General features: G+C 61.5%; 21 protein-coding genes and 3 pseudogenes. 9 read left to right on the plus strand and 15 right to left on the minus strand.

Annotated features, from left to right (window positions below):
- Nucleotides 1-125 precede the first annotated feature (125 nt).
- Nucleotides 126-1,820: an adenine deaminase gene (gene ade / locus FZ934_RS10570; RefSeq protein ID WP_153271030.1), complete on the plus strand. Its 1,695-nt coding sequence runs from the start codon at nucleotides 126-128 to the stop codon at nucleotides 1,818-1,820.
- A gap of 32 nt (nucleotides 1,821-1,852) precedes the next feature.
- Here ade and FZ934_RS10575 read toward each other — a convergent pair whose 3' ends face one another.
- The gene (locus tag FZ934_RS10575; RefSeq protein ID WP_153271031.1) at nucleotides 1,853-2,665 is read right to left on the minus strand and encodes an arylamine N-acetyltransferase family protein; all 813 of its coding nucleotides are present in this window, start codon (nucleotides 2,663-2,665) and stop codon (nucleotides 1,853-1,855) included.
- 127 nt (nucleotides 2,666-2,792) lie between these two features.
- Here FZ934_RS10575 and FZ934_RS10580 point away from each other — a divergent pair, with 127 nt between their 5' ends.
- A complete protein-coding gene (locus FZ934_RS10580; protein ID WP_153271032.1) occupies nucleotides 2,793-3,263 on the plus strand; it encodes a pyridoxamine 5'-phosphate oxidase family protein in 471 nt (156 codons plus the stop codon).
- Nucleotides 3,260-4,615: a GAF domain-containing protein gene (locus tag FZ934_RS10585; RefSeq protein ID WP_246737782.1), complete on the plus strand. Its 1,356-nt coding sequence runs from the start codon at nucleotides 3,260-3,262 to the stop codon at nucleotides 4,613-4,615. Before FZ934_RS10580 ends, FZ934_RS10585 begins: the two co-directional genes overlap by 4 nt.
- Before the next feature lie 5 nt (nucleotides 4,616-4,620).
- On the opposite strand, the gene FZ934_RS10590 is transcribed toward FZ934_RS10585, so the two are convergent.
- A complete protein-coding gene (locus FZ934_RS10590) occupies nucleotides 4,621-6,264 on the minus strand; it encodes an alpha-glucosidase family protein (RefSeq protein WP_246778214.1) in 1,644 nt (547 codons plus the stop codon).
- A gap of 234 nt (nucleotides 6,265-6,498) precedes the next feature.
- Between FZ934_RS10590 and FZ934_RS10595 the strand changes: the two genes are divergently transcribed.
- Together FZ934_RS10595 and FZ934_RS10600 are read left to right on the plus strand one after the other, a co-directional pair.
- The gene (locus tag FZ934_RS10595) at nucleotides 6,499-7,419 is read left to right on the plus strand and encodes a sugar kinase (protein WP_153271034.1); all 921 of its coding nucleotides are present in this window, start codon (nucleotides 6,499-6,501) and stop codon (nucleotides 7,417-7,419) included.
- Between the two features lie 157 nt (nucleotides 7,420-7,576).
- Entirely contained in the window at nucleotides 7,577-8,722 is a 1,146-nt protein-coding gene (locus FZ934_RS10600; protein WP_153272421.1) for a glycosyltransferase family 4 protein, read from the plus strand.
- A 56-nt stretch (nucleotides 8,723-8,778) separates the two neighbouring features.
- On the opposite strand, the gene FZ934_RS10605 is transcribed toward FZ934_RS10600, so the two are convergent.
- The gene (locus tag FZ934_RS10605; RefSeq protein ID WP_153271035.1) at nucleotides 8,779-9,993 is read right to left on the minus strand and encodes an MFS transporter; all 1,215 of its coding nucleotides are present in this window, start codon (nucleotides 9,991-9,993) and stop codon (nucleotides 8,779-8,781) included.
- Between the two features lie 257 nt (nucleotides 9,994-10,250).
- Here FZ934_RS10605 and FZ934_RS10610 point away from each other — a divergent pair, with 257 nt between their 5' ends.
- Complete coding sequence (locus tag FZ934_RS10610) at nucleotides 10,251-10,484, plus strand: hypothetical protein (RefSeq protein WP_153271036.1); 234 nt, start codon at nucleotides 10,251-10,253, stop codon at nucleotides 10,482-10,484.
- A 64-nt stretch (nucleotides 10,485-10,548) separates the two neighbouring features.
- Here FZ934_RS10610 and der read toward each other — a convergent pair whose 3' ends face one another.
- The 3 genes from der to FZ934_RS10625 form a co-directional block, all read right to left on the minus strand.
- Entirely contained in the window at nucleotides 10,549-11,988 is a 1,440-nt protein-coding gene (gene der, locus FZ934_RS10615; RefSeq protein ID WP_153271038.1) for a ribosome biogenesis GTPase Der, read from the minus strand.
- A 15-nt stretch (nucleotides 11,989-12,003) separates the two neighbouring features.
- Entirely contained in the window at nucleotides 12,004-12,687 is a 684-nt protein-coding gene (locus FZ934_RS10620) for a tetratricopeptide repeat protein (RefSeq protein ID WP_153271039.1), read from the minus strand.
- A 105-nt stretch (nucleotides 12,688-12,792) separates the two neighbouring features.
- Nucleotides 12,793-13,377 (minus strand): NnrU family protein, encoded by a 585-nt coding sequence (locus FZ934_RS10625; protein WP_153271040.1) that lies wholly within the window; start codon nucleotides 13,375-13,377, stop codon nucleotides 12,793-12,795.
- 118 nt (nucleotides 13,378-13,495) lie between these two features.
- On the opposite strand from FZ934_RS10625, the gene FZ934_RS10630 reads away from it, so the two are divergent.
- A complete protein-coding gene (locus FZ934_RS10630) occupies nucleotides 13,496-14,494 on the plus strand; it encodes a polysaccharide deacetylase (protein ID WP_153271041.1) in 999 nt (332 codons plus the stop codon).
- A gap of 72 nt (nucleotides 14,495-14,566) precedes the next feature.
- Here the strand turns inward: FZ934_RS10630 and FZ934_RS10635 are convergent, their stop codons facing one another.
- A complete protein-coding gene (locus tag FZ934_RS10635) occupies nucleotides 14,567-15,583 on the minus strand; it encodes a DUF1214 domain-containing protein (protein WP_153271042.1) in 1,017 nt (338 codons plus the stop codon).
- 286 nt (nucleotides 15,584-15,869) lie between these two features.
- Between FZ934_RS10635 and FZ934_RS10640 the strand changes: the two are divergent.
- Nucleotides 15,870-16,086, plus strand: a pseudogene (locus tag FZ934_RS10640) (polysaccharide deacetylase); the annotation flags it as partial.
- A gap of 146 nt (nucleotides 16,087-16,232) precedes the next feature.
- Here the strand turns inward: FZ934_RS10640 and FZ934_RS10645 are convergent.
- From FZ934_RS10645 to FZ934_RS10670, 6 genes and pseudogenes are all read right to left on the minus strand, one after another.
- Nucleotides 16,233-16,502: a hypothetical protein gene (locus tag FZ934_RS10645; RefSeq protein WP_153271043.1), complete on the minus strand. Its 270-nt coding sequence runs from the start codon at nucleotides 16,500-16,502 to the stop codon at nucleotides 16,233-16,235.
- A 236-nt stretch (nucleotides 16,503-16,738) separates the two neighbouring features.
- A complete protein-coding gene (locus FZ934_RS10650) occupies nucleotides 16,739-17,224 on the minus strand; it encodes a DNA topology modulation protein FlaR (protein WP_246737783.1) in 486 nt (161 codons plus the stop codon).
- 179 nt (nucleotides 17,225-17,403) lie between these two features.
- Nucleotides 17,404-18,297 carry an aminoglycoside phosphotransferase family protein gene (locus FZ934_RS10655; RefSeq protein ID WP_153271044.1) on the minus strand — a complete coding sequence of 298 codons (894 nt, stop codon included), beginning with the start codon at nucleotides 18,295-18,297 and terminating at the stop codon, nucleotides 17,404-17,406.
- Nucleotides 18,298-18,934: 637 nt separating this feature from the next.
- Complete coding sequence (locus FZ934_RS10660; protein WP_153271045.1) at nucleotides 18,935-20,893, minus strand: elongation factor G; 1,959 nt, start codon at nucleotides 20,891-20,893, stop codon at nucleotides 18,935-18,937.
- A 356-nt stretch (nucleotides 20,894-21,249) separates the two neighbouring features.
- A complete protein-coding gene (sbmA, locus tag FZ934_RS10665) occupies nucleotides 21,250-22,518 on the minus strand; it encodes a peptide antibiotic transporter SbmA (protein WP_153271046.1) in 1,269 nt (422 codons plus the stop codon).
- 156 nt (nucleotides 22,519-22,674) lie between these two features.
- Nucleotides 22,675-23,858 (minus strand): annotated as a pseudogene (locus FZ934_RS10670) (YbfB/YjiJ family MFS transporter).
- A gap of 150 nt (nucleotides 23,859-24,008) precedes the next feature.
- On the opposite strand from FZ934_RS10670, the gene FZ934_RS10675 reads away from it, so the two are divergent.
- Nucleotides 24,009-24,581, plus strand: a complete 573-nt coding sequence (locus FZ934_RS10675) for a PadR family transcriptional regulator (protein ID WP_153271048.1) — start codon at nucleotides 24,009-24,011, stop codon at nucleotides 24,579-24,581.
- Nucleotides 24,582-24,615: 34 nt separating this feature from the next.
- Here FZ934_RS10675 and FZ934_RS10680 read toward each other — a convergent pair.
- A pseudogene (locus FZ934_RS10680) lies at nucleotides 24,616-25,115 on the minus strand (AAA family ATPase).
- 246 nt (nucleotides 25,116-25,361) lie between these two features.
- A complete protein-coding gene (gene map, locus FZ934_RS10685; RefSeq protein ID WP_153271049.1) occupies nucleotides 25,362-26,120 on the minus strand; it encodes a type I methionyl aminopeptidase in 759 nt (252 codons plus the stop codon).
- Nucleotides 26,121-26,221 lie beyond the last annotated feature (101 nt).

Consider the following 26,221-nt stretch of genomic DNA (forward strand, 5'->3'; position numbering starts at 1 on the left):
CCCGATTTCGATCGCCGGGCGTCCCTCTGGGGCGCCCGGTTTTCGTTTGTGGACCCGATAGCAAGCCGATCTCGCTTTGTCGGGCACATGGGCTATAAGTGATAAAACGCCAGCACGAGGATGCCATGACTGCCAAGCTCGAACGCCTTATCGACCAGGGAACGGGCCGCCTGCCCGCCGACATCGTTCTCAAAGGCGGACGCTTCTTCGACCTCGTGATCGGCGAGCTCGTGGCGTCTGATATCGCCATCGCCCAGGATCGCATCGTCGGCACCTGCGGCAGCTACGACGGCGACACCGAGATCGATATCTCGGGAAAGATCGTCGTACCGGGCTTCATCGACACCCATCTCCACATCGAGTCGTCACTGGTGACACCACACGAATTCGACCGCTGCGTCCTGCCCTATGGCGTCACGACCGTCATCTGCGATCCGCACGAAATTGCCAATGTGCTCGGCACCGAAGGCATTCAGTATTTCCTGGATTCGTCTCTCGAAACGATCATGGACATCCGTGTCCAGCTCTCCTCCTGCGTGCCTGCGACGCATCTGGAAACGTCGGGCGCCGATCTGCCGATCGAGCGGTTGCTTCCCTTCCGCGATCATCCAAAGGTGATCGGCCTTGCCGAATTCATGAACTTCCCGGGCGTGATCCACAAGGATCCAGTCTGCATGGCGAAGCTCGACGCCTTCCAAGGCGAGCACATTGACGGCCATGCGCCCCTGCTCTCGGGCAACGACCTCAACGGCTATCTCGCCGCCGGCATTCGCACCGAGCACGAATGCACGAGTGCCGCCGAAGCGCTAGAAAAGATCCGCAAGGGCATGCACATCCTCGTGCGCGAAGGCTCCGTGTCGAAGGACCTCGCCGCCCTGATGCCCATCATCAACGAACGCCTGTCGCCCTACATCGCCCTTTGCACCGATGATCGCAACCCGCTCGACATCGCCGAGCAAGGGCATCTCGACTACATGATCCGCACTGCGATCAAGCACGGCGTCGAGCCGCTTGCCATCTACCGCGCCGCCTCGATCTCGGCTGCCCGCGCCTTCGGCCTGCGCGATCGCGGCCTCGTTGCCCCCGGCTGGCGCGCAGACCTGGTGGTTATCGACAGCCTCGAAAACTGCCGAGCGGATCTCGTCTTTGCCGCCGGTCGTCAGGTGACCACGGAACTCTTCGCTACGCGCAAGCCTGTCGAGCCCGTCGGCCTCGACAGCGTCAAGGCCCGCCCCGTCAATGCCGCCCATTTCGGCGTGCCGGTCGCCGATGGCGAGACACCTGTCATCGGCGTCATGCCCGGCAAGATCATTACCGAGCACCGTCGCTACCGCTTGCCCGTCAAGGGTAACCAGACCGACGTCGATCTCGGCAACGACATCATCAAGGTCGCCGTCATCGAGCGCCACGGCAAGAACGGCAACCATGCCAACGGCTTCGTTCAGGGTTTCGGCCTGAAGAAGGGTGCGATCGCCTCGACCGTCGGCCATGATAGCCACAACATCTGCGTCGTCGGTGTCAGCGAGGACGACATGGCGCTCGCCGCCAATCGCCTTGGCGAGATCAAGGGCGGCTTTGTTGTCGTCGAGGATGGCAAGGTCACGGGCGAGATTGCCCTGCCCGTTGCCGGCCTGATGAGCCTCGAGCCCTACGAGACCGTGCGCGACACGCTGCATCACTTGAGAAAGGCCGCCTATGCCCTTGGAACGACTCTTGAAGAGCCGTTTCTCCAGGTCGCGTTCCTTCCGCTCCCCGTCATCCCGCACCTGAAGATCTCCGACAGGGGCATGGTGGATGTCGATCGGTTCATGCTGATCTGACACCCACCGAGTCCGGCGGCTGGACTAACCTGTCAGGCCGCCGCCCGCACCGGCCCCTCGAGCCGCTCCCAGATCCGCGACACCATCTCCCCGTCGCAATCCAGCCCGAAGAGTTCACGCAGATAGGTCGCCAGTTCACCGACCGATCCGATCTGCAAGCTCTTCGTCCCCTGAGCGTTCGATCGTTTCAGGCCACGGTTCATCAACGCGACATCCCCATCCGGCAGCCGGATGCTCATCATCAGGTTGTCGCGGAACGGCAGAGCCGACCAGAATGTGCAGAGCTGGTTGGCGCCTTCGAGATCCGCCTGCGCAAAGCGGCTTTCATCGAAGCCGAAGAGCGGAAACCATCCGTCCGGCGCCTGCCATTCCAACACCAGCTCGCCCGTCGCGTCATCCTCCCGCAAGCGGAAGATCATGCCGCCGATCAGTTGTTCGCCGGCGCGAATGGCAACCGGATCGCGCGGCCCCGGACCGCCGAAGCCTGCGTCCGCCAGCCACTCCTGCCCGTCGATCGTCACGATCCAGGCAAGATGCGCCCTGACGCCGCCGACAGGCGCGCCCATGCGAACGCGGCCGAGTATCGAGCGTGCCTCAAAGCCGAGATGCTTCAGCGCCTCGCCGAAAAGCCAGTTCAGCTGGAAGCAATAGCCGCCACGCTTCTTCTCGACCAGCTGCGTCCAGATATCGCCGGGCTGCAGGCTGGGTGCCTTGCCGAGAAAAGGATCGATGCTTTCGAAGGCGATGGCCGCAAGTTGCGCACGCTGCAGGGCAACGAGCCCTGCCTGGGTGGTTTCGGTGTGCACGAGGCCGATCCGCCTCGCATATTGGTCAAAGTCAAACATTCCTCATACCTCATCCGTTGTAACGCCAATTTCCTACAATCGACCGCCCACGACCGCTCCCTAAAAGTTTGCTAACCGACCGGCCCCTCGCCTATGCTCGCTCCGGGGACGCTGGAGGGTCGGCCGCGTGCGTTTTGATGAGGAAATCGCCGAGTTCATTGCCGGTCCGGTCATGATGGTCATCGGCACCTGCGATGGCGCCAACCAGCCGGATGTCGGCCGCGGTGTCGGCTGCCGCGTTCTTTTGGGCACTGAGGCCATCGAGGTGCTGATCTCCGGCTGGCAGTGGCCGGATACCGTTGCCAATATTCGCGAAACGGGCGAAGCCGCCTTTACCTTCGTTCGCCCATCCGACTACCGCTCGCTTCAGCTGAAGGGAGCCGCCAGCCTGCGTGAGCCGACGGCCGACGATCTGGCGCTCTGCGAACGTTACATCGCAGGCGTCACGACCGCACTCGCCGAGCAGGGTGTCCCGTCATCGATGATCGACGTCTGGCTGACGAACCGCGAGCTGGCGATAGCCAGGCTCGACGTCCGCGCCGTCTCCATCAAGACCCCCGGCAGCAGCGCCGGCTCGCTTGTCGGAGCCCAGGCATGACCGGAATCGCGCCTCGGCTTCGCGACATGGAGCGTTTTTTCGAAGGCATCGTCCCATCGATCATCGCCACCTCTTCGGCGCGGGGCATTCCCAACGTATCCTATCTCTCGCACGTGGTGCTCGTCGATGACGAGCATGTCGGCCTGTCCAACCAGTTCTTCAACACCACGCTGACGAACCTTTCCGAAAACCCGCAGGCTGCGATCCTGCTTGTCGATGGCGCGCGTGGCGGCCAGTGCCGTCTGCGCGCCGTTTACGAAGAGACCGTCTTCGACGGCCCGCTCTTCAGCCGCGTTTCGACCCAGCTCGACGCGACCAGCGCCCAGGTAGGAATGGCGGGCATCATGCGGCTGCGCGGCGTCGATATCTTCCGGGTGCTCGATATCACGGTATACCCCTCGCCCGTGGCCGCGCCGATCGAGCCGGTCGCGAGCGAACCGCTTCTCGAAGCAAGCGCGAGCCTGGCAATGACGCTGGCCGGTCTTCCTGGGCAGGTCGACGCGGCGCTTGACGCAACGCTGGAATGGATGCGCGACACGCTCGCATGCGGCCAGGCAGCGATATTCCTCGCCGACGAAAACACCGGCCATCTGGCCACCGCCGGCAGCCTCGGATACGAGCGCTCGGGTGTCGGCTCGGAAATTCCCTTCGGCGACGGCGTATTCGGCAGCGCCGCCCGCGAACGACAGATCGTCAAGATCAGCGACCTTAGCCGCGCCCGCCGCTACAGCGCCGCCGTGAAAGCCTCGGCCGGTAATGAAAACCTCACCCGCACCATCGCCCCGCCGATGGATGCCGAGACGATGAGCCAGATCGCCGTGCCGATGGTGGCCGGCGGTCGCCTGGTGGGCGTTCTCGGCGCCGAAAGCCGTCAGCGGCTTGCCTTCAGCGTCGTTCACGAGGCCGCACTGACGCTCGCCGCTCAGCATCTGGCCGCCTTCATCGCGCTGTCGGAAGCCTCGCCCGAGGACCAGCGACCGATCCCGCCCGCCTCGCCGCCGGACCGAAGCGCCCGCCGGATCGATATCCGATACTTCGCCTTCGACGACAGCATCTTCATCGCCGGGGATTACATCATCAAGGGCATCGCGGGCCGCCTGCTGAACCACATGCTGAAAACCCACGCGGAAACCGGCCGCACCGGCTTCACAAACCGCGAGCTGCGGCTTTCCACATCGCTCAAGCTTCCCGAATTCAAGGACAATCTCGAAACCCGGCTGCTGCTCCTGCGCCGCCGCCTTGCCGACAAGGCCTCGCCCATCCAGCTGGTACCGACCGGACGCGGACAGTTCTCGCTGGAATTCGACGGGCGCCCGGCCTTCATCGCTGAAACGGAAGAGGACGGGCGCTAGTTAGCTCACATCCGCGCGCAGAACGCGTCCAGCGCTTTCAGCTTCACCACGCCCTTTTCCACCCGGGGAATGAAGCCCGGTAGCTCGACGGGCCGTGCATTCGCAAAGCCATCGGGCAGCGTGAAATCCTGGGCGCCCCGCGTCAGATTGAAGACGAACAGAAGCGTCTCGCTTCCACTGGTGCGCGTAAAGGCGAGAAGGTCTTGATTGGTCCCGATGAACTCCATCGTGCCATCAAGCAACGCCGGATGGTTCTTGCGGAATTCGAGCGTCTGCCGGTAGTGGTTCAGCACGGAATGCGGATCGCTCTCCTGGGTATCGACGGACAATGCTGCCTGCTCGTAAGGCACCGGCAGCCAGGATTTTTCGGCCGTGGTAAAGCCGGCGTGCGCCTTCGCAGCCTCCCAGGGCATCGGCGTACGGCATCCGTCCCGTCCCTTGAAGGCCGGCCAGAAGCGGATGCCGTAGGGATCACGAAGATCCTCGAAGGCAAGCTCCGCCTCCGGAAGACCAAGCTCCTCGCCCTGATAGAGGCAGATCGAACCGCGCAGGGCCGCCAGCACCGACATGGCGAGCTTGGCAACGACCGGTCGCTCCTCCGGGGTCTTGGCAAAACGGCTCACGTGACGGTTGACGTCGTGGTTCGAGAACGCCCAGCAGACCCAGCCATCGGCAACCGACTTCTGGAAGGCATCGACGCAGCTTCGGATATGGGTAGCGGTAAACTCCGGTCCGAGCAGGTCGAAGGTGTAGCACATGTTCAGCTTGTCGCCGCCGGCGGTATAGGCGGCGACCGTCTTCAGCGAGCGTGCTCCGTCGCCAACCTCCCCGACCGTCGCGCGTGCTTCGTAGCGGTCGAGCAGCGCCCGGAAGCGCTGGAGGAATGCGATATTCTCCGGCTGCGTCTTGTCATAGAGGTGGTTCTGCATGCCGTAGGGATTGGTGTCAGGCGCATCAAGGCCTCCGTCGCTCGCATCGGGAGCATGCGGTGGATTGTCTCGAAGCAGCTTGTCGCAGAAGTAATAGTTCACCGTATCGAGGCGGAAGCCGTCGACGCCACGGTCGAGCCAGAACTTCACGGTGGCGAGCACGGCGTCCTGAACCTCGGCACTGTGGAAATTGAGATCCGGTTGCGATGTGAGGAAGTTGTGCTGGTAATATTGCCGGCGAACGCCGTCCCATTCCCATCCCGGCCCACCGAAGATCGAGAGCCAGTTGTTGGGCGCCGTGCCATCCGGTTTCGGATCTGCCCACACATACCAGTCCGCCTTGGGATTGGTGCGGCTAGAGCGGCTTTCGACAAACCACGGATGAACGTCGGCCGTATGCGAGATTACTTGGTCGATGACAATCCTGATACCGAGGCCGTGCGCCGTCGCCATCATCTCGTCGAAGTCATCAAGCGTGCCGAAGATCGGGTCGACGTCGCAATAGTCGGAAACGTCGTAACCCATGTCGGCCATCGGCGACTTGAAGAACGGTGAGAGCCAGATCGCATCGACGCCGAGACTGGCGATGTAAGGTAATTTCCGGGTGATGCCCTTCAGGTCGCCGAGACCGTCTCCGTTCGTATCCTGAAAGGAACGAGGGTAGACCTGATAGATAACCGCGCCCCGCCACCAGTCTGCCGTCTTGCCCGCAACCGCCACATTCATCTCCCGCATCTCAAATCAGGCCAAGACTAAAGCGGGCTGGATAAAAAACAACCGTCGGCAAACACCCGTCGAGCGGTCGGACTCTCTTTCCTGTCTCTATAGAGACGGCACGGAAGCGCGTTTCCCTATCTCGGCGACCAACTAAAGCCGCAGGTCGCGGCGCGCGGCGCTTGTCAGCAATCGGCTCTCCGCGTATCAGCAAACTGGGAAAATACAGGGAGGCTTTCTGTGAGCGGGCGTTTTCTATCGATCGGTGAATGCATGGTGGAGCTTTCGCAGGCGGGAGCTGGCCTGCTGCGCAAGGGCTTCGCCGGTGACACCCTGAATACCGCCTGGTATGCCCGCGCCTGCCTGCCGCCATCATGGTCCGTCGATTATTTCACCGCTCTCGGCGATGATGCCATGTCCGACGAGATGGTAGCCTTCTTCAAGCAGGCGGGAATCGGTACCGACAGCATCCGCCGCATCAAGGGCAAGGCGCCGGGGCTCTACATGATCAGCCTCAAGGACGGCGAACGCTCCTTCAGTTACTGGCGGGACAGCTCCGCCGCCCGCCAGCTTGCGTCGGATCCGGACGCCCTACGTCGAGCGATCGAGGCCAGCGACGTCGTCTACTTTTCCGGCATCACGCTCGCCATCCTGCCGCGGGACGATGTTGATACGCTTCTGTCCGAAGTGCGCCGCGCCAAGGCCGCCGGCAAGATCGTTGCCTTCGACCCCAATATCCGCCCCCGTCTCTGGGCGAGCTACGACGCCATGCATACGACGATCGGCGAAGGCGCTCGGGCCTCAACCCTCGTCATGCCCGGTTTCGACGACGAAGCGGCCCATTTCGGTGACGCCTCGATCGACGCGACGATCCAGCGCTACCGTGCGCTTGGTGCCAACCATGTTCTTGTCAAGAACGGCGCGGACGGTGCAACGCTGAACTTTGCCGGCGAGCAAACCTTCGTACCGGCAGAGAAGGTCGAGGTGGTCGTCGACACAACCAGCGCCGGCGACAGCTTCAACGGCGCCTTCCTTGCCCGCTATCTTGAAACTCAGGATGCTGTCGCTGCGGCGCGCTTTGCCGCCAGGATCGCCGCCCGCGTGGTCAGCGAACACGGCGCCCTTGTCGCGAAAGAGAAGCTGCAGGTCGAGCAGGCCTGACGCGATCGGCTTGTGCCGCATTCTCGGGGATCAAACGGGCTGTAATATTTCCATCATCTGACGCCGCCACAATAAGCGTTGCGGGAATCGCTTGTCCGGCGTCCGCACGGAAGTGAGCGCCGCCGTCCAACTGCCCGGCGCGGATGGAAGTCGGGTCATGCTGCAGCGGCTGTCGAACGTTGAAGATGAAGATATCGGTGGCGCCTTGCCGCTCGGGAAGCCGGAACGCCTCGTGATCGTCACGGATGCCTGGCATCCGCAGGTCAACGGCGTCGTCCGCTCCATCGAGAACACCAACCGCGAGCTCGCCAAGCTCGGCGTCGAAGTGGCGATGGTGACACCTCAGGGTTTCCGAAGCGTACCCTGCCCCACCTATCCCGAGATCCGGCTCTCGATCGCGACATATGGGCAGGTCGCCCGGCAAATCCGTCAGCACAACCCGTCATACGTTCATATCGCGACGGAAGGCCCGCTCGGCCTGACCGCGCGGCGCTGGTGCCTGAAGAACCGCATGCCGTTCTCGACCAGCTACCACACCCGCTTTCCGGAATATGTCGCTGCCCGCCTGCCTATCCCGAAAAGCTGGCTCTACAGCTTCGTACGATGGTTTCACAACTCCGGCGCCGGCTGCATGGTGGCAACGCCAAGCCTTGCGCGCGAGCTGTCGGACAAGGGCATCCGCAATCTCGTGCCGTGGAGCCGCGGCATCGACGCCAATCAGTTCCACCCGACGGCGCTGGAGGATCGTCCCTTCGGCCTGCAACGGCCGGTCTTCATGACGGTCGGTCGTGTCGCCCTGGAGAAGAACCTACCGGCCTTCCTCGACCTCGATCTTCCGGGCTCCAAGGTCGTGGTCGGAGACGGCCCTGCTCGCGCCGAGCTTGAAAAGCGTCACCCCGACGTACTCTTCACCGGGTTGAAATTCGGCGAGGAACTGGCAAGGATCTATGCCCAGGCCGACGTCTTCGTCTTTCCGTCACTGACCGACACGTTCGGCAACACCATCCTCGAGGCGCTGGCCTCGGGCGTGCCGGTCGCCGCCTATCCGGTCACCGGCCCTCTCGACATCATCGGCGAGGACAGCGACGTCGGCGCCCTCGATGAAGACCTGCGGGCAGCCTGCCTCGCGGCCCTTGCCTGCTCACGCGAGAAGGCACGCGAACTGGCCGTCCAGTATTCCTGGGAGGCCGCCACGCAGCAATTCATCAACAACATCCGGGCCGCCAACGGCGTCATCACGCCGAAATGGAAGAAGGCCTGGCAGTTCGCCAAGACGCTGCCACGCGCTCGCAAGCCCGCCTGAACCGCTGCAACCGCATCGTGGCAGGCAGCGACGCTGCCCGCCATCTCAAGCCGCGATCAGGACGACATTCCCAATGCCGGTTCGGTTCGCTCACGCGGCAGAGCCGGGAAAGCAAGCGCTATTGCCGCAGCCGCAAGGCCGACCATCGCCGAGCCGATGAAGAGCCAGGAATAGTTGGCGAAGGTATCGAAGATCCAGCCGCCGATCAGCGGGCCGAACGCCATGCCGAGACTGGAGAGCATCGTCGCCGCGCCGAATACCGTACCGAGGATCCGTGGCCCGAAATACTCGCGCGCCAGCACCGCATAGAGCGGCATGACCCCGCCATAGGCACTGCCGAAAATGACCGCCAGCGCATAGAATTCGCCAAGGCTGCTGACGAAGAGGTAGGCGGCCAGCGCACAGGCCTGCACGAGCAAGCCGGCGACGATCACAGGCTTGACGCCGACCCTGTCGGCGAGCCCGCCATAGAGCAAGCGCCCTCCAAGCCCGGCAAGCCCCTCAACGCTGTAGATACTGACCGCCGCCATCGGCGCCACGCCACAGATCGTCGCATAGTTCACCATGTGGAAAATCGGGCCCGAATGCGCTGCACAGCAGGCAAAGAAGGTGAGCCCGAGCACCAGGAACTGTGGAGAGCGGAAAACGGCGGACAGAGCAGGCTTCGAACCGTTGGCAGCCGTCCCCGGTTCTTGCTCCGCACCCTCGGCCGGCGCTTGTCGCACCAGCAGAGCGGCGGGCAGCAAGAGCACCCAGACCGAGATGCCGATGATCAGCATGGCCGGACGCCAGTCATAGGCCGAAATCAGCCAGCGGGCTGCCGGCGAGATGGTCATCGGCGCAACGCCCATGCCCGCTGAAACGAGCGAAACCGCCAGGCTGCGGTTGCGATCGAACCAGGCGATGGTGGCTGAGATCATTGGCGCAAAGAACGTGCTTGCCGCGATGCCAACGAGGACACCATAGGTCAATTGGAACTGCAGCAACGTCGTTGCCCGGCTGGAGAGAATGAGCGCCAGGCCCAGCAGGACGGCGCCGACGAAGACGACCGGGCGCGGACCGAAGCGATCGCTCGCCGCGCCCCAGACGAAGCCCCCGATCCCCATCACGATGAAATTCAGCGTCATCGCGCTCGCGATCCCGACATGCGACCATCCGGTTGCCGTCGCGATAGGCTCCTGAAAGATCGCCAGCGAGAACATCGCGCCGAGCGCGACGCATGTCATCAACGCACCCGCGCCGACGATCACCCACCCATAAGACACGCGCATGATGCAGACCCTCCTTGTCGCTCACACCAAAACGAATGCTCGCCGTCTCTCAAGCGCTTGCGGCATTCGCTACTAGGACGTCTGTGCTCCCGCCTTTTCGACATCCGCGCATTTATTTTTCTGAACAGTAACGCCACGGCCCGCAAGTAAATCGTTTAACCGCGGCCAAGATGCGACAGGCTCGATATATCGAGATACTACTATTAGACAAAGTAAATCCTCCGTGGAATTCTTTGAAGAATAGATTCGGAGGCATGATGGCCGCGGAGCGGTATTTATACGATTCCAAGTCGCACAAGGCGGTCATGTACCAGGCCGGCGAACATCTGTTTTCGCTATCCGGAAGTAAGGCCCAGCACTGGATATCGGGAGACTACATCTTTTCCATGGAAACCCAGGCGATAAGCTTCTGGATTCTTGGAAACGACGTCTACGGCCACGTCGGAAACGGCGAACTCACCCGCGAACCGATTTATTACTTCGACGGCTGAAACAGCCCATCCTGATAGCTGAAGAAGCAGAGTGCGGACGCAGCCTTGGGCTGCACCCGATCCTTTACTTGGCCGGCTGGGGCTTGCGTCGTCCGCCGCTCTTGGATTCGTACGGATTGTCCTTTTCCCGATACATGATCCGGATTGGCACGCCGGGCATGTTGAAATCCGTGCGCAGGCTGTTCACCAGATAGCGCGTATAGGATTCCGGCAGCGCGTCTGCGCGGGTGCAGGAGATCATGAAAGCCGGCGGGCGGGCCTTGACCTGTGTCATGTACTTCAGCTTCAGGCGACGGCCGGAGACGGCCGGCGGCGGATGCTGCGTCGTGATCGAATCCAGCCAGCGGTTCAGCTTGGAGGTCGACACGCGACGGTTCCACGTCATGTCGGTATCGATGATCGACTGCATCAGCTTGTCGAGCCCGCGTCCCGTCTGGCCGGAGATCGGCACGGCGCGAATGCCGCGCGCCTGCGGCAGCAGCCGCTCGGTCTTTTCGCGCAGATCCGCAAGCAGCGCCTGCGGCTCGTCAATCAGGTCCCACTTATTGAAGGCGAGAACGGCGGCGCGTCCCTCGCGGACCACCAGATCCACCAGCTGCAGGTCCTGCTTCTCGAAGGGAATGGTCGCGTCGAACACGATGACGACAGTTTCAGCGAAGCGGATGGAGCGAAGCGAGTCGGCGACCGACAGCTTCTCAAGCTTCTCAGTCACGCGCGCCTTGCGGCGCATGCCGGCCGTGTCGAACATCTTGATGGTGCGGCCGTGCCAGTCCCACTCGACGGAAATGCTGTCGCGGGTAATGCCGGCCTCGGGACCGGTCAGCAGCCGGTCCTCGCCGAGGAAGCGGTTGATCAGCGTCGACTTGCCGGCATTCGGGCGACCGATGATCGCCACGCGCAGCGGCTTGGTGTCGTCGTATTCGGGCTCGTAGTCCTCGTCCTCTTCCATCTCGCGGGGAAGACTGACGTTGGTCTCGGCGACATCTTCTTTCGGCGGATAAGCGCGCTCCTTGCCGATCGCATCGACAATCGCATCACGCAGATCGAGCATGCCCTGCCCGTGTTCGGCCGAAATCGGCACCGGCTCGCCGAGCCCCAGCGTATAGGCATCGTAGAATCCGCCATCAGAGCCCTTGGCTTCCGACTTGTTGGCGACGAGCACGACAGGCTTGCCGCGGCGGCGCAGCATCTCTGCCAGTTCCTTGTCGACAGGCGTCAGGCCAAACTTGGCATCGACAACGAAGAGCGAGATATCGGCCTCGTCGATCGCCGCTTCCGTCTGGGCGCGCATGCGGCCCTGCAGGCTCTCGGCTTCGGCCTTCTCGAGACCGGCTGTATCGATGATGGTGAAGTGCAAACCCATGAGGCGCGCATCGCCGGGACGGCGGTCGCGGGTAACACCTGGCGTATCATCGACGAGCGCCAGCTTCTTTCCAACCAGACGGTTGAAAAGCGTCGACTTGCCGACGTTCGGGCGACCGACGATGGCGACCGTGAAGCTCATTGAAATTCCTTACATTCAGCCCTGTGCGGCGGGCGCCTTGCCGGATGCGGTGATGTTATCAAGCATCATCTGGGCACGATTGGCAACATTGCGCGGGCTCTGCGCGTCGTCTGCGATCGCCTGGTACCACTGGCGTGCCTGCGCCATGTTGCCTGCCTTGTAGGCGGCAAGGCCGAGCGCTTCGCGAGCCGAGTGACGGAAGGCATTGCCGGGAACTGCCATTTCCTCGACATGCGCCGACACCTGCTCATAGGTGCCGCCTTCGATCAGCAGCCAGCCGGCGCGCATCTTGGCGGCATCGCGAACAGCTGCCGGAGCGGCATTGTCCTTGCCGATGACATCGAAGGCTGCAACGGCACCCGCCGTGTCGCCCTTCTGGGCGAGAACGCTTGCGGCACGCAGGCGCGCGAGGATCGGATAGGCGCCGTGGCCTTCCTTCTCCAGCGTCTCGAGCGCGGCCAGCGCTTCGTCATTCTTGTTTTCATCGGCAAGCTTCATGGCGGCGATGAATTTGTCGCCGGTGCCGGAAGACTGATTGTCGTCCCAGTATTCATAGACCTTGTAGCCGATGGTACCGAGGACGATCAGGACGGCGAGCGCAATCAGGTAACGGCCGAACCGGCGCCATGCGCCCTTCACCTGATCGGACCGCAGTTCCTCATTGACTTCACGAATGAAGCTGTCGTCGTTGAATGCCATTCTCGTCTCCGGCCGCGGATATGCTTCGGCATGCGGGTTGCACGCACATTATCGGGGCCTTCTACCCCATTTTTCAGCAGTTGTAAGGGGGATTGGAAAGATTCGTCACATAACGATTGGAGCTACCCCGATCAACAGCTCGTGCAGTTTGAACGTGATGAGCGCCCAGGCCACGATGCCGATGATAACGGCGTAGAGATCGTACTTGCCGGATACGAAGGGACGAAGCGTAAGTTCGCCGGCACGCTGGCGACGCTTCAGCGCAATGCGCAGGATGACACCCCATGCCAGAAAGGCGCCGAACAGCAGCACCGAAGAGGTCTCGCCATTGGCAAGCAGGTGCGAGAAAGCCCAAATCTTCACCGACAGCACCATCGGATGCTTCGTCTTGACCGCGATGTGCCCCGCCGGCAGCAGCGAGGCGACCAGACAGATCACGGCGATCAGCATCAGGGTAATAGTGATATGCGCCATCCAGACCGGTGGCGTGTAGAGCATGCCCGTGACCTGACGGGCCTGGCCGAAGCCGTAGATCAGCAGGACAAGCGAGAGGATGCTGACGACGGAATAGGCGGCCTTCCATCCATTTTCGCCGAGACTGTTGATCAGCGACTGCCGAAGACCCGGCGCGATGACGCGGATCAGATGCAGGCCGAGGAAAATGATGATGCCGACGATGAGCAATGCCATGGCGATCTCCTGTGCGTTTTCCGAGACTTAGTCAAAGCGACACAAAAACGCCAGCGTCACCGCAGCTTCGCCGCATTTCTGTAACAGGAAAGCCGCAAACAAATTGTCGCGGTGCCCCATGTTTCGCTCTTTCCTCAAAGCATCCTTCGCCCTTTCCCTGCTCGTCCCAGGCGTGGCGGCGGCGAACGACCAGCCAAAGCAGCTGGTGATCATCTCGTTCGATGGCGCCCATGACAACGCGCTCTGGCAGAAGAGCCGCGAGATGGCGGCAAGGAACGGCGCCCATTTCACCTATTTCCTCTCCTGCACCTTCCTGATGAACCAGGCCGCCAAGAAGGCCTATCAGGCGCCGCACCAGAAGCTCGGCAAATCCAATGTCGGCTTTGCGCAAAGCGACGACGAAATTCGCGAGCGGCTCGGCAACATCTGGCACGCCCATCTTGAGGGACACGACATCTCGAGCCACGCCTGCGGCCATTTCGACGGCCGCCAGTGGAGCGAGGCTGACTGGAGCAAGGAGTTTACGACCTTTCGCGCCACGCTGAAAAATGCCTGGAAGAGCGTCGACCTCGAAGAGCCTAAGGGCTGGCAGGATCTGGTCGACCACGGCATCCACGGATTCCGCGCGCCCTATCTCTCGGCAACGCCCGGCGCCGATATGATCTCCGCCGAGAAGAAGGCCGGCTTCACCTATGACGCGAGCCTGGTGACGAAGGGCCCGGCCATGCCGGTCGAGGAAGCAGGCATCGTTCGCTTCGGCCTGCCGCTGATCCCCGAAGGCCCGCGCGAAAAGCCGATCATCGGCATGGACTACAACCTCTTCGTCCGCCACTCCAACGGCACAGAGGACAAGGTGGATTCGAAGGCGTTCGAAGAGCGCTCCTATGCCGCATTCAAGGAAGCCTTCGACAAGCAGTACACCGGCGACCGCATTCCGCTGCAGCTCGGCTTCCACTTCGTCGAGATGAACGGCGGCGCTTACTGGCGCGCGCTCGACCGGCTGGTCAGCGACGTCTGCCACCGCGCCGACGTCGCCTGCGTCAGCTATTCGGAAGCGATCCCCATGATCGAGGCACGCGGCAAGTTGCAGCCGCAGGCGCAGGCTTCAGGCCTTTAGGCCCCACCGGGCAGCCTCTCCGGAGGGAACCCGAGGCCGATACCAGACCTGCCACCTTGAGCAACGATTGCCTCACCGCAGCTGCGGATCGGGAAACTTCCAGCTGCCATCCAGCACTTGCGGCTGCGGCCGATAGAGCCGAACGGTGTAGTTCCAGCCGGGCTCGATGGGCAGGCAGTTTTGCACCTTGCCATCGCAATCGCCGAACTGGACGTCTATGGAACCGTCTCCGGCCTTGGTGGCCGTTAGATTGTTGATCGAATAGGCATTCTGCTTGTTGGGCGTGAAGAAGCCTTTGGCATTGTAACGACTGATCGACCAGAAGCCATCAACCGGAACGCTTGAGGGAACGTGAAGCGTATACACGGTCTTTCCGTCGTTCTTCGATGGCGTAAAGGCGATATAGGTTGCTTCGCTGTCGGGATTGCCGCCCCAACCGGCAGCAGCCCCGATGAGGTGATGGACGGGATCGACCTGTTCCTTGCTGCCGAACGCCCGATTAAAGCCGCTCATGGTCGATGCAAGTTCCAGAAGCGCACTACGCACCGTGTCCTGGCTGGCCTTGTCCCAGACCGGTAACTCCAGCTTGCCGGGACCACCTGGCTGATCCACCTTGACGGCATCCTGAAGCTTGTGCACCTCGTCGGAATCGCCGGCCTTGCCGGGATCGATCAAGGTCCGGACAGCTGCAAGGACGTATCGTGTGCCAACGCCGTCGCGCGTCAGGGTATGACTTCCGGCGCCGTGAAAGACACCGGTAACGTAGTGATCCTCGTTCACCACCATCAACGACATGAAGCGATTTCCAGCATCCGGCATGGTGATCGTCACCGGGCCGGCATCGAGATCGAAAACCCCGCTCGAATAGAGCGTATCGCGATTGCCCCGAACCACGGTCTGATGAGCGACGTCGAATGGATCGCGACGATGGAAGAGTTTCCCAAGGCCGGCCTCCTTGGCCGAAACCGTGAAATACATGTCCGTTTCCGCGCGCACGAAGTTATCGGGCGTCACCTTGATGGCATCGGCGGCAGCAGCTGCGCCGGCTATCAGCAAAAGGCTTGCGAGCAGTGTCTTTTGAACTCTCATTCTTCATCCCCATTCGTGCCGCATATCGACTGTTGAGACGCAATCCGTCGAAGCTGGTGAACGATGCCTTGAGGCGTCGCCTGTGGGAAGTACGTTACTGTAACCGCAGATCGTTACCGGCCGTAACAGTGGAGCCGCTGCTGCGGCGAACGGGATGAAAAGTCGAACGTTGCCGCACTCGGGAATGGAGAATACGTGGCGGGCCTGAAGCTGAAACAGCAGCGACCCTCCACATACCCGGTTTCAACATGCCTGACGCCTCCGTCGGCATCTTCTCCTTGGGCAGGAGGCCTTCGACAACCAGTACACCGGCAATCGCATTCCGCTGCAGCTCGGCTTCCACTTCGTCGAGATGAACGGTGGCGCCTACTGGCGCGCACTTGACCGGCTGGTCAGCGACGTCTGCCATCGCGCCGACGTCGCCTGCGAGCTATTCGGAAGCGATCCCGATCATCGAGGCACGCGGCAAACTGCAGCCGCAGGCGCAGGCCTTGGGGCTGTAATCGCGCCCGGAGTGATGGCTCTCTCGAGGCCGCTCCCGGCTGTGGAGTTCATCAAATTCCATGCAGCCTCGGTTGCCAAGCACGGCCGCGCCGCCAAAGTGATACGCATCGCCGCATGATGCCAAGCGCTCCTGCAACCACACATGCTACGCAGAGGTTTGCGTCGGAGGGCCTTCGGAGATGGCATGCTCGCTGAGATCAAGACCACGCGCCGCATCGACGAGGTGCTTCAGTTGTCCGATGTTTCGAACGCCCTGCTGATACAGTTCGATTGTGATCGCAGCGATCCGGGTTGCCTCCTCGGAGCCCTGCTCTATTCCGAATTCGGCGCAGATGGCGTCCAAGACCAGGCGGCATCGGCGCAGATCGTCGCAATCCAGTGGCTCATTATGGCGGCTGAAGTACCTGCGAGACATCACAACATCCTTTATGCTGTTGCCTTCGCTAAAGGGCCCCGCTCAAAAAGCGGGGCAAGCGTTGGGACTTTGGAAGGGTCGAGGCGAGCAGCCTCTAGCTCCTAAATGCAAGCAGGTTCTATTTGTTCCAGAGCGAGACGGGCCGGACCGCTTAGATGTCATCGCCTGCTCCTTTGGGCGCGAAGCGACAGCCGTCGATATTGGGGCAGCAGTCTATTGTGGCGTCCCGTTGACAGCTAAACGTCAGGTCTATCCGCTGCGCCGAGCCACTGCTCGATAGCGGAGGAAGCGTCGGCCGAGCTTCTGATCCGCCAAACTCGGAGTCCCGGGGTCGCGGCAAGTTGTGTCGAAATCTTCGTTCGAAAGCCGGCCCGGTTCTTCAGACTGCGCATGGCGAAGTTGTATTGCTCCCATGGCCAGTCGATGTTGCCCTGCGGCAGTTCCGGACGAGTTCTCCCGATATTGCGCAATGGCCTGACAATCAGTCGCCAAGCCCTGAGCCATTCTGGAGGGTCCAGCCACATGAGGCTGTCGGCATGATCGATCGCGAAGGGAAGCAAGCTCGGACCGCCCTCGATAATCCAGCTGTCCTTTTGGAGGGCTTCATACAAATCGGCTTCAATCAAGGCTCGAGGACGTTGCCGCCAATTGGTGGTGAGCTTCACTGCATCGAAAGAAACAGCCGGCACATCCGGGCGTGCCGCCGCCAACCGCGCGGCCAAGTGGCTTTTGCCAGCCCCGTTTGGGCCGATTATGATCAACTTCCGCAGCATCATTGTCCTACATAGAAGATCCAGCTTGGCGGCCGCAAACTAGCCGGTTGCGACGACACCGCAATGACCGCCTCTGGCAGGAGGCAGCCGTGATTGATGACACCAACTACCGAAACGGTGCAGGATAGCTATCCTGCACCGTCTTCGATGAGGCGCGAAATCGTGCTGCGTCCCAGTTCGCTCATGATGTGGTTCGTGCCCTCGTAGTACCAGACCAGACCCATCGCCTGCACGAATGCCCATGCAGCACCTCGCCGCCATTCAAGATCGTCGGTTTGCAGAGCCTCGCGAAAGATAGCTCGCGTCTCCCGATCGAGCAGATGCCATCCGGCGACGAGATCGAGCGACGGATCGGCGGGAGCAAAATCTCCGGTGTCGAGCACTCCAACCAACCTCTCTCCCTCAACCAGTAGATTCGAAGGAATAAGGTCCTTATGGCTCATCACCTCCCGACCTGAAGACGGCAATTCGCGAAGCCCACTCCACATGCGGCGCAGTCGTTCAACATCCAGAAGGTGCCGGCTCTTTGAGAAACACACTTCCATCCACCCGTCATGGGCGGCGAGAGCGCCGCCTCTACCTTGGCCGTCGAACGTCCGCCCATTGAGATCGGTCGTGCGAAGTTCGGCGATCAGCCGACAAAGGTCGAGTGCAAAAACGGATGAGTTGGCTAGCGCGGTCGGCGTGGCGACTTGCCCGTCGATCCACGTCTGCACGAGCCATGGCAGCGGATACCCAGAACCGGGCCGCCCGACACCGACCGGCTGCGGACTTGGAGAGGGGCAACATTTGTGAAACTCCGCGCTCCGCTTGGTTTCTGTTTCCAGCATCCGGGCACATTCGGCGGGGTCCATCATCCGCAAGGGAAAGCGAGCCGCGTGCCGATCGCCAATTCGGAAGATCGCGTTTACGGTGCCCGCCGTGTCCAGTTCGATGATCTCTTCGGCTCGAAACTGCGGGAACTGATCAGCAATGAGGTCACGCGCGTGTCCGGCATTGATGTTTATCTGATCACTGTGCATCCGCGGCTCTTTTCAGTCTGACTTGCTGTCCAACCGACAACTTTCACAGCCATATCCAGATTTCTCTTAAGATGTGCCAACGTTGCCCCATGCGCCAAAGCCTAAGGCTCAAACCCTGGAATAGCGCTGCACGACGTCCTCGGAAGACCACCTTGCCGCGTTATCTCGAAAATCTATCGATAATGGCTATCAGCACAAAGGCGGAAACCGATAGGCCCATACTGCCGAACATTGCTGCTCGCAGCCGCTTGAGTCGACTATCAATGAAGAAAGACGTGGCACGAGAGAATTGGCGCCCCTTACGCTCTCCCCAAGGAAGGCTACCCTCCCCCGCAAGGGTTGAAAGTGATTTGGTGTGCCTGAGTATAAGGGCATTAGTGATGATGCCACTTATCACGCCCAGGGCGACAAGAACCATCAGAACGCAGAGGAGCATTTGAATGGCGGGCGTTTGTTCTTCTAAGCGCATGATAGTGCCACCTCATCGGAAAACATCTGAGCATTGCAACTTTTTGACTAAGCCACAACCACCAAGCTGCTGTCTCCAATTGATGCAAAGCGGTCGGCCAGCGGCGCAATGCCAAGGAGGCATCGCGAACGATGCCTCCCCTACTATGCGGTGACCGCCAGGCCCCGACTACCCGCCACCAACTCCGCCTTGCCGCAGCCGCGACAGATATTCCGAACGGTCGAACGGATTGGCACTCACACGGGCTCGCGTCGGTCGTGTTCCCGGGAGTGAAGCATGGTGATCGAAGGCGGTTTCCATGACGCCCGCACCACTTGAAAGCCCCGGCAATTGCTGGCGGATGCCTTGCACTCTGGCCGAGGGCATCACCCCCTCCAGCCGGGCGATGCTGCCATCGATCCCGGTTGCCTGCACCGCCGCTCCCGACTTCGACAAAATCACATGGAGTGCCGGGAGCGCAGCAACCGGAACCTCGAGCTGAAATCGCTCGAACGGTTCGCAAATAACCGTCCCCGCCCCGACAAGAGCGGTGGCCAGCACAAGCGGCGTCAGGCCGCGAAAATCGGCTGCCGTGCTTGAAGGCGAGCTGTGCTTCAAGGCGGTGACCGCCACATGGCAATCGATCACATGCCAGCCGGACAAGCCTGCCTTCAGTGTTTCCGACACCGCCTCCTCGACAGCGCGGTAGAAACTGACGGGCATCTGCCCGACATCCACTTCCAGTGCGAAGGTGTTGCCGGAGCCTTCCGGCCTCGGCTCGATGCGCAGGCCGACAGTGGCCAGGAATGGGTTGGGCTCCTTGAAGATGACCTCGATCCCTTCCCCGATGCCCACAGGTCGTTCAACATGGATGACAGTGCTTTCCTCGAATCGCGCGTCCACGCCGAAATCGTGCAGCAGCGTCGCCTGGATCACCTCCTTCTGTACCTCCCCATAAAGCGAAAGAAACATGTCGCTGGCATCGGCGCTGGTGCGCAGATTGATCAGCGGGTCCTGCTCTGACAATTGCTGCAGGGCAGTCCAGAGCGCGCCGTTTTCGGATGGCTTGGCGGAAAGGATGCGCGTTTCCAGAGTTGGAGCGGCAAACTGCGGCTCATGCGGCCGCCCGCCTGCCGTTCCGAACCGATCCCCGACCCTCGCTGCCGGCAACCCGCTGACCTTGACGATCTGGCCCGCGTGCGCCTCCCCCTGCTTCCTCAGCGCACCGTCATCGAAGACCTGAATGCGCGTGACCTTGCCGACACCGCCAGGCAATTCGATCTGGCCTCGCTCCAGGAGCGTCCCGGCGGTCAGGTTGAGATAGGCGATCTTCTCACCGCCCCATCCTCGCTCGATCTTGAAAACGCTGCCGGCAAGCGGAGCTTCGATATTCGGCATTCGGCACGGCAGCATGTGTTCCATGGCGTTTATCAGGTCAGCGATACCTTCGCCGGTCATCGCCACTCCACAATATGCCGGGTGCAGGAGACCCGCGGCCACTTGATCCGCAAGTGCGGAACGAAGCCGACTGCTGTCGATCCCGTCGGACGCCAGAACATAATCTTCCAGCAGCGCATCGTCATGGGCTGCGAGCCCCTCGCAGATCGTCGAGAGACCGGGATCGCGGCTGAGATCAACAGGCGTGACGACCGCATTCCTGCTACCCGCATTGCGCACGCTCGACATTGCGAGCGTGCGGGTTCCGAGCTTGCTTTCGATATCGGTAAGCAGCTCCTCATAGCGGGCACCCGCTCGATCGATCTTGTTGATGAAAAACACGAACGGGATAGCGAGCCGCTTCAAAGCCCGCACCAGCACGCGGGTTTGCGCCTGCACGCCCTCCACCGCGGAAACGACGACGACCGCGGCGTCGAGCATTCGCAGCACGCGCTCGACTTCGGCGATGAAATCCGGATGTCCGGGCGTGTCGATCAGGTTGACAGCGAGGTCGCCGATCCGAAACGACACGACGGCCGCGGCAATCGTGATTCCGCGCTGCCGCTCGAGCTCAAGGCTGTCGGTCTGCGTGTTGCCGTCATCGACGCTGCCAAGTCTGGCGATCGCGCCGGTATCGAAGAGGAGCCGTTCTGTGAGGCTAGTTTTCCCCGCATCCACATGGGCCAGAATGCCCAGGTTCAAAATACGCATATCCAATCATCTTCTCAAAATTTCCGTTCTGGGTTTCTTGAGAAGGGACTCGGCGCATTGGGACCTCACTGGATGGAGAGATACTGACTGCCTCTCATGGAGGCGCAGCCGTATCAATGTAATTTGCAGATCTTGGAAACGTCAAGCTTGGATAAATAGCCGCATCTGGATGCCGACGCGGCCCGTTTTCAGTTCGAATGTCCCTCGACGGGCGATGTCGGCCGTCGGCCCAAAAGCGGCGGAGAAGTGTGCGCCCGCCGCGCACCAGCGGCCTTTCAGCGTCGAAGCTCATCCGCTCGCTCTGACGTAAATCAGAGCGACAACGCCCGAGCCCAGAGGGCGGATGGCCGACGGCATCAGCCGTCGGCGTGGATGATGTCCGCTTCGCGTTCCAGGTAACGCTGATCGATACTGGGAAGGGGCTCCCCGTCGATCGCGGCTTCGAAGGTGCGCAAGCGCTTGTAGATCGACAGCAGCTCGACAATCGTCGTCCAGGAATTGACGAGATACTGGAACGACTCCCGCACCTGCCCGAAGACGTTCTGGATCTGGCTCATCACGCCGAGCGTCAGCTTGCCAGCCACGATTGACGGCACGAGGACGAAGGTGCCGAACAGATTGTCCGCCTGCAGGTAGAAGATGCGGGCGACGTTGAAATACATGTAGTGGAAATAGAGGCGGAAATAGTTGCGCCGGACGTTGGCGAACAGCTGCGCCACCGTGATCGGATCCGCACGATCGTCATGGTCTTCGCCGTAGACCAGTTCCTTGCGGTAGGCCGCCTCGACGCGCTGATTGCGGAATTCGAGGCCCGGCAGCTTGATCCCGACGGCCGCCAGAAACACCGTTCCGAACAGCGACCAGCAAATCGCCGCCCAGACGAGCGCATGCGGCACCTCGCCGATGAGCGGCAGCTCCGTCACCGTGCTGGAGAACTTGAACAGCACGGGCAGGAACGCGATCAGCGTCATGATCGAGCTTACCAGGTTGACGCCGAGGCTTTCGACCGTCGTCGAAAACCGCATCGTATCTTCCTGGACGCGCTGCGAAGCACCTTCGATATGTCGCAGCTTTGGCCAGTAGGACATATAGAACTCGTTCATCGCCGTGCGCCAGCGGAAGATATAGTGGCTGACGAAGAACAGGTTCAGCACGCCGACGGTGATCGCAACGAAGGCGATCCCCGCAAAGCCTGTCATGCCCCAATAGAGATCGGCAGCTGTCGGGATCGGCTCCTGGCGCGCCAACGCCCGCTGGATCATGTCATAGAAAGGTCCGTACCACGCATTGATCGCGACGCTCACCTGCACCGAGAAATAGGTGTTGAAGATGATCAGCGCCGAGCCGAGCACCGACCACATCTGCCAGCGATGCGGGCTGTAGGTAAACCAGAAGCCCGCAAACAGGGCGACGAAGACGATGTAGTAGATATAGAACCACAGGAACGGCTTCGACCAGAAAACGGAAACGCCGATCGGCGCCTCCTGCCCTGCCGGCAGCGGCGGCAGCCCGATCACCGCACCGAGGCCGGAGCCTCCGAAGTACCACAAGAGGACGCCGAGCAACGCCCAGATGACGGCAGAGATGAAGAACAGTTTCGGCTTCGGGAAAAAGGATAGAAACACGGGAGGGATGGCTTTCCTGAACGGGTGTCTTCGGAAGCTCTATAAAGAGCGATTGCGCCGGAAACTAAGGCAGTTCGCGAAGGGCGGCAATGGCCTCACCACATTCTAACGCAATTGTAACCGCTTACAGGCGTTTATTACCAAACGGAAATAATTTTAGGAAAGTTTCCGGGCCACGGGAATGACCAGCGCCGCGCAGATGACGAGGGCCGCAGCCGCGACATAGGTCGGCGCGACGAAGCTGCCTGTGCGCTCCGCCAGGGAGCCGGCAACCACGGGACCGACGATCTGCCCGAGCCCGAAGGCCGCCGTCATCGTTGCGAAAGCCCGGCGCGGACTTGCCGGCACCAGTCTACGCCCGACCTGCAAGCCGTAGGCCGTGATCGCCAGGAAGGTGGCGCCGAACAGCGCCCCGCCGATCATCGGCGCCACGGAGTGCGGCAACACGACGGTCGCCAGCACGCCGACGGCCTCCATCAGCAGCGCCGTAACGTAGATCCAGCCAAGCCCGAGCGGCCTGACCAGCGGCTTCCACAGAAACAGCGCGACCGCCGCCGTCAGCCCGGCAATGAACCAGGACAGGAATTCGACGACAGCGCCGGCCGCCGCCATGCGGGCGATGGTCACGAGAAAGGTGGCGGTGATGACATAGCCAAAACCGAACAAGCCGTAGGACAAGGTCACGAGCAGCATCGGGCGGCTCCAGACGATCGCCGGCTCCTTTCCGGTCTGCCCACCGCCCATCGGTCCCGACGGCAGGAGCAGCCAGACGATCCCGAGGCTGATCGCCGAATAGATCGCCCCACCGATCCAGTCGATCCGCCATGCGTCCGGGCCGCCGTGATAGACGAGGCCAACGAGGAAGACCATGACCGACGACAGGGCAATCCCCGCGCCCGGCCCGCCGAAATGCGCTGATTGCACGTGATCGTTGCCGGCAGCCGCACCGTGGCTAAGCACGATGGAGGAGGTGAAGATCATCGCGAAGGCGCTGGCGAGACCGGCCAGAAAACGGATAGCGGCAAACAGCATCACCGAATTTGTCGCCGCCATCGCGGCCAAGAGGATGGCGTTGGCCGCGAGCGCCGCAAGCGCGATGCTGCGCTCACGCCCCTGCGCCCATCCGTAGGCGGCAAGCACGGCGCCGGCGAGATAGCCGACGAAATTCGCCGATGCGATGAACCCCGCGTCGGCCGACGACAGCGGAACGCCGCTCATCATGCCTGGCAGGATCGGCGTGTATGAAAACCGCCCGAATCCCATCGCTGCCGCCATGGCGATCGCGCCGGCGAGAGCAGTCCGAAAGAGATGTGGGGGGAGGTATCGTTGCGTGCGAGCATCCGCCGCTTATCGCGCCGCCTAGCGGTACGGACAAGCGAGATTTTCTGATCGACCCATCAAATGCGCTGACATTCTTCCCCCTCTTGAAATCGATTATCTTACGATATATGTTTTAAGACATAGTGAAAGATACATCTAAGGAGTGACATATGAGAGGTTTCAGAGGTGGCATGATGGGCGGCGGCGGTTTCCGCATGGGCCGCAAGTTTGCAGCGGGTGATCTTCAACTGGTGATTCTCGCGCTGCTTTCCGAGCAACCGCGCCACGGATACGAGTTGATCAAGCTGCTGGAAGAGCGCTCGGGCGGCTTCTATGTTCCGAGCCCCGGCGTGATCTATCCGGCGCTGACCTATCTCGAAGAGACCGGCCTTGCCGACGTCGAGACGGAGGGCACCAAGAAACTCTACAGCATCACAGAAAGTGGCCGGAAACTCGTCGAGGAAAACCAGTCGATGCTGGAGATGACACTAGGAAAGCTGGAGAAGATCGGCGCGAAGATGGCTCACGTGCGGCGGATCTTCGATCCCGAGAGCCGCGGCAGCGAACGCGAAGAAGACCCGTTCCCGGACGACCGGAGCGAAGTCAGTGCAGCGCGCATGCTGCTGAAGTCGGCGCTACGGCTGCGCCATCCCTGGTCGAAGGAAGAAGCCAAGCGCATTGCCGGCATCCTCGAGCGGGCCGCAGCCGAAATCCTGCAGGGCGGTCAGCGCGACGTTTCCTGATTGGGAGACTTCTCCTGATCCCCGGCTCCGACGATCAGAGGAGCGCCATGATCCTTGCGACACTATCCTCAACCGTCGATACCGCGGTATCGATACGCAGATGCGGGTGTTCCCAAGGCTCATAGTGAAGCACACTGATCTCCACCCATGTGGGCGGGATCAACCCCTCGACCGTCGGCGGCCGCGTCTCGGCGCGATGGCGATGCGTCTCCGGGTCGGAGCAGACGACCTCGATCTCGACAAATCCCGTATTGGCTTCAGCCGCAACGGCCCGGAAGGCGGCACGGGTGATTTCGATCGGGTTCACCGTGTCGGCAACGACAGCATTACCAAGCTGGAGATTGTCGGCGGCGACACGATAGAGCGCCACATATCCAGCCGGGCCGACGTCGAACCCGGCGCGAGCGCGGCGGCTGAACGCACGGCCTGCTCCATGGAATCCACCCTGAGATAAACGGCCTTCATTCGCGCTGCGAGGCTTTGCGCGATCGTGCTTTTGCCGGCGCCAGGCAACCCGCCGAAAATGATGAACATGCGAAAACCTCATCCTTGAGGGAAGCATCCTATCCGGACCTCTCTCCCGCGTCCTCCACAATGATCCTTTCGACGCGTTCTTGCGTATGAACAAAGTCGAGGAGTGGCGGGAGACCTTCGAACAGCGCTTACGCGCTTGCCTTCACAGAACGTTTGAGACCTTGAGATGGATGCCAGCGACCTCCCCCGGCGTGCATCTCGAAGGCAGGGTCCTGCACCCGAGACACAGGACCCTGCCTTTTTCGATCAGGAAGCGCCATCAGGCAAGGTCAGGATCAGTGGCCCGTTGCGGGTCGCGACAACTGTATGTTCATACTGCACCGTCGGTGCCTGCGGATCCGAGTAGAGCGTCCATGCATCGTCACCGCCCTCGGCCCATGTGGCCCCGAGCGACAGGAAAGGCTCGACGGTGAACACCAGCCCTTCCGACATCATCCGCTTTTCCGAGGGGTCAGGCCAGGTCGACAGTTCGCCCGGCTCTTCATGCAAGGAGCGTCCGACACCGTGGCTCGCCAGGTTGGCCACCAGCGTATAGCGGTTCTTGACAGCGAAGGCGCCGATCGCCTGGCCGATTTTGGCAAGTGGTTCACCGGCCTTGATCTGGTTGAGCCCGATCCAGAGCGCGCGCTTGCCGTCGCGGCAGAGCTTTTCCATCTTCGGCTTATGCGGCGGCACGCTGAACGAGGCGCCGGTATCCGAAAAGAAACCGTCCTTTTCAGCGGAGACGTCGATGTTGACGAGATCCCCAGGCCGGATGATCCGCGAGCCCGGTATGCCGTGCGCAACCTCTTCGTTGACGCTGATGCAGGTTGCGCCGGGAAACTGGTAGCAGAACTCGGGCGCCGAGCGCGCACCGGCATCTTCCAGCACCTTGCGACCGATCCTGTCGAGTTCTTCCGTGGTGATACCGGGCTCGAGAGCCGCTGCCATGACCTGCATCGCATTGGCGCAGATACGGCCGATTTCCTTGAGTTTCAGGAGTTCGTCTTCATTCTCTACGATCATCGATCCGCTCCCGGCCCTGCGGCCGGAGGGCCGGCTCTCGTAAAATCACAACACGATGACGGGAGAAATCCAACTCATCCTTTACGGCATCATGCTCTCGC

The organism is Rhizobium grahamii, from assembly GCF_009498215.1.
GTDB lineage: Bacteria > Pseudomonadota > Alphaproteobacteria > Rhizobiales > Rhizobiaceae > Rhizobium > Rhizobium grahamii_A.

Excerpts from the sequence above, each read along its gene's own strand:
- ade (WP_153271030.1), top strand. The coding sequence starts at position 126 with ATGACTGCCAAGCTCGAACGCCTTATCGACCAGGGAACGGGCCGCCTG.
- FZ934_RS10575 (WP_153271031.1), bottom strand. The coding sequence starts at position 2,665 with ATGTTTGACTTTGACCAATATGCGAGGCGGATCGGCCTCGTGCACACC.
- FZ934_RS10585 (WP_246737782.1), top strand. The coding sequence starts at position 3,260 with ATGACCGGAATCGCGCCTCGGCTTCGCGACATGGAGCGTTTTTTCGAA.
- FZ934_RS10600 (WP_153272421.1), top strand. The coding sequence starts at position 7,577 with ATGCTGCAGCGGCTGTCGAACGTTGAAGATGAAGATATCGGTGGCGCC.
- FZ934_RS10605 (WP_153271035.1), bottom strand. The coding sequence starts at position 9,993 with ATGCGCGTGTCTTATGGGTGGGTGATCGTCGGCGCGGGTGCGTTGATG.
- FZ934_RS10610 (WP_153271036.1), top strand. The coding sequence starts at position 10,251 with ATGGCCGCGGAGCGGTATTTATACGATTCCAAGTCGCACAAGGCGGTC.
- der (WP_153271038.1), bottom strand. The coding sequence starts at position 11,988 with ATGAGCTTCACGGTCGCCATCGTCGGTCGCCCGAACGTCGGCAAGTCG.
- FZ934_RS10620 (WP_153271039.1), bottom strand. The coding sequence starts at position 12,687 with ATGGCATTCAACGACGACAGCTTCATTCGTGAAGTCAATGAGGAACTG.
- FZ934_RS10625 (WP_153271040.1), bottom strand. The coding sequence starts at position 13,377 with ATGGCATTGCTCATCGTCGGCATCATCATTTTCCTCGGCCTGCATCTG.
- FZ934_RS10630 (WP_153271041.1), top strand. The coding sequence starts at position 13,496 with ATGTTTCGCTCTTTCCTCAAAGCATCCTTCGCCCTTTCCCTGCTCGTC.
- FZ934_RS10635 (WP_153271042.1), bottom strand. The coding sequence starts at position 15,583 with ATGAGAGTTCAAAAGACACTGCTCGCAAGCCTTTTGCTGATAGCCGGC.
- FZ934_RS10645 (WP_153271043.1), bottom strand. The coding sequence starts at position 16,502 with ATGTCTCGCAGGTACTTCAGCCGCCATAATGAGCCACTGGATTGCGAC.
- FZ934_RS10655 (WP_153271044.1), bottom strand. The coding sequence starts at position 18,297 with ATGCACAGTGATCAGATAAACATCAATGCCGGACACGCGCGTGACCTC.
- FZ934_RS10660 (WP_153271045.1), bottom strand. The coding sequence starts at position 20,893 with ATGCGTATTTTGAACCTGGGCATTCTGGCCCATGTGGATGCGGGGAAA.
- FZ934_RS10675 (WP_153271048.1), top strand. The coding sequence starts at position 24,009 with ATGAGAGGTTTCAGAGGTGGCATGATGGGCGGCGGCGGTTTCCGCATG.
- map (WP_153271049.1), bottom strand. The coding sequence starts at position 26,120 with ATGATCGTAGAGAATGAAGACGAACTCCTGAAACTCAAGGAAATCGGC.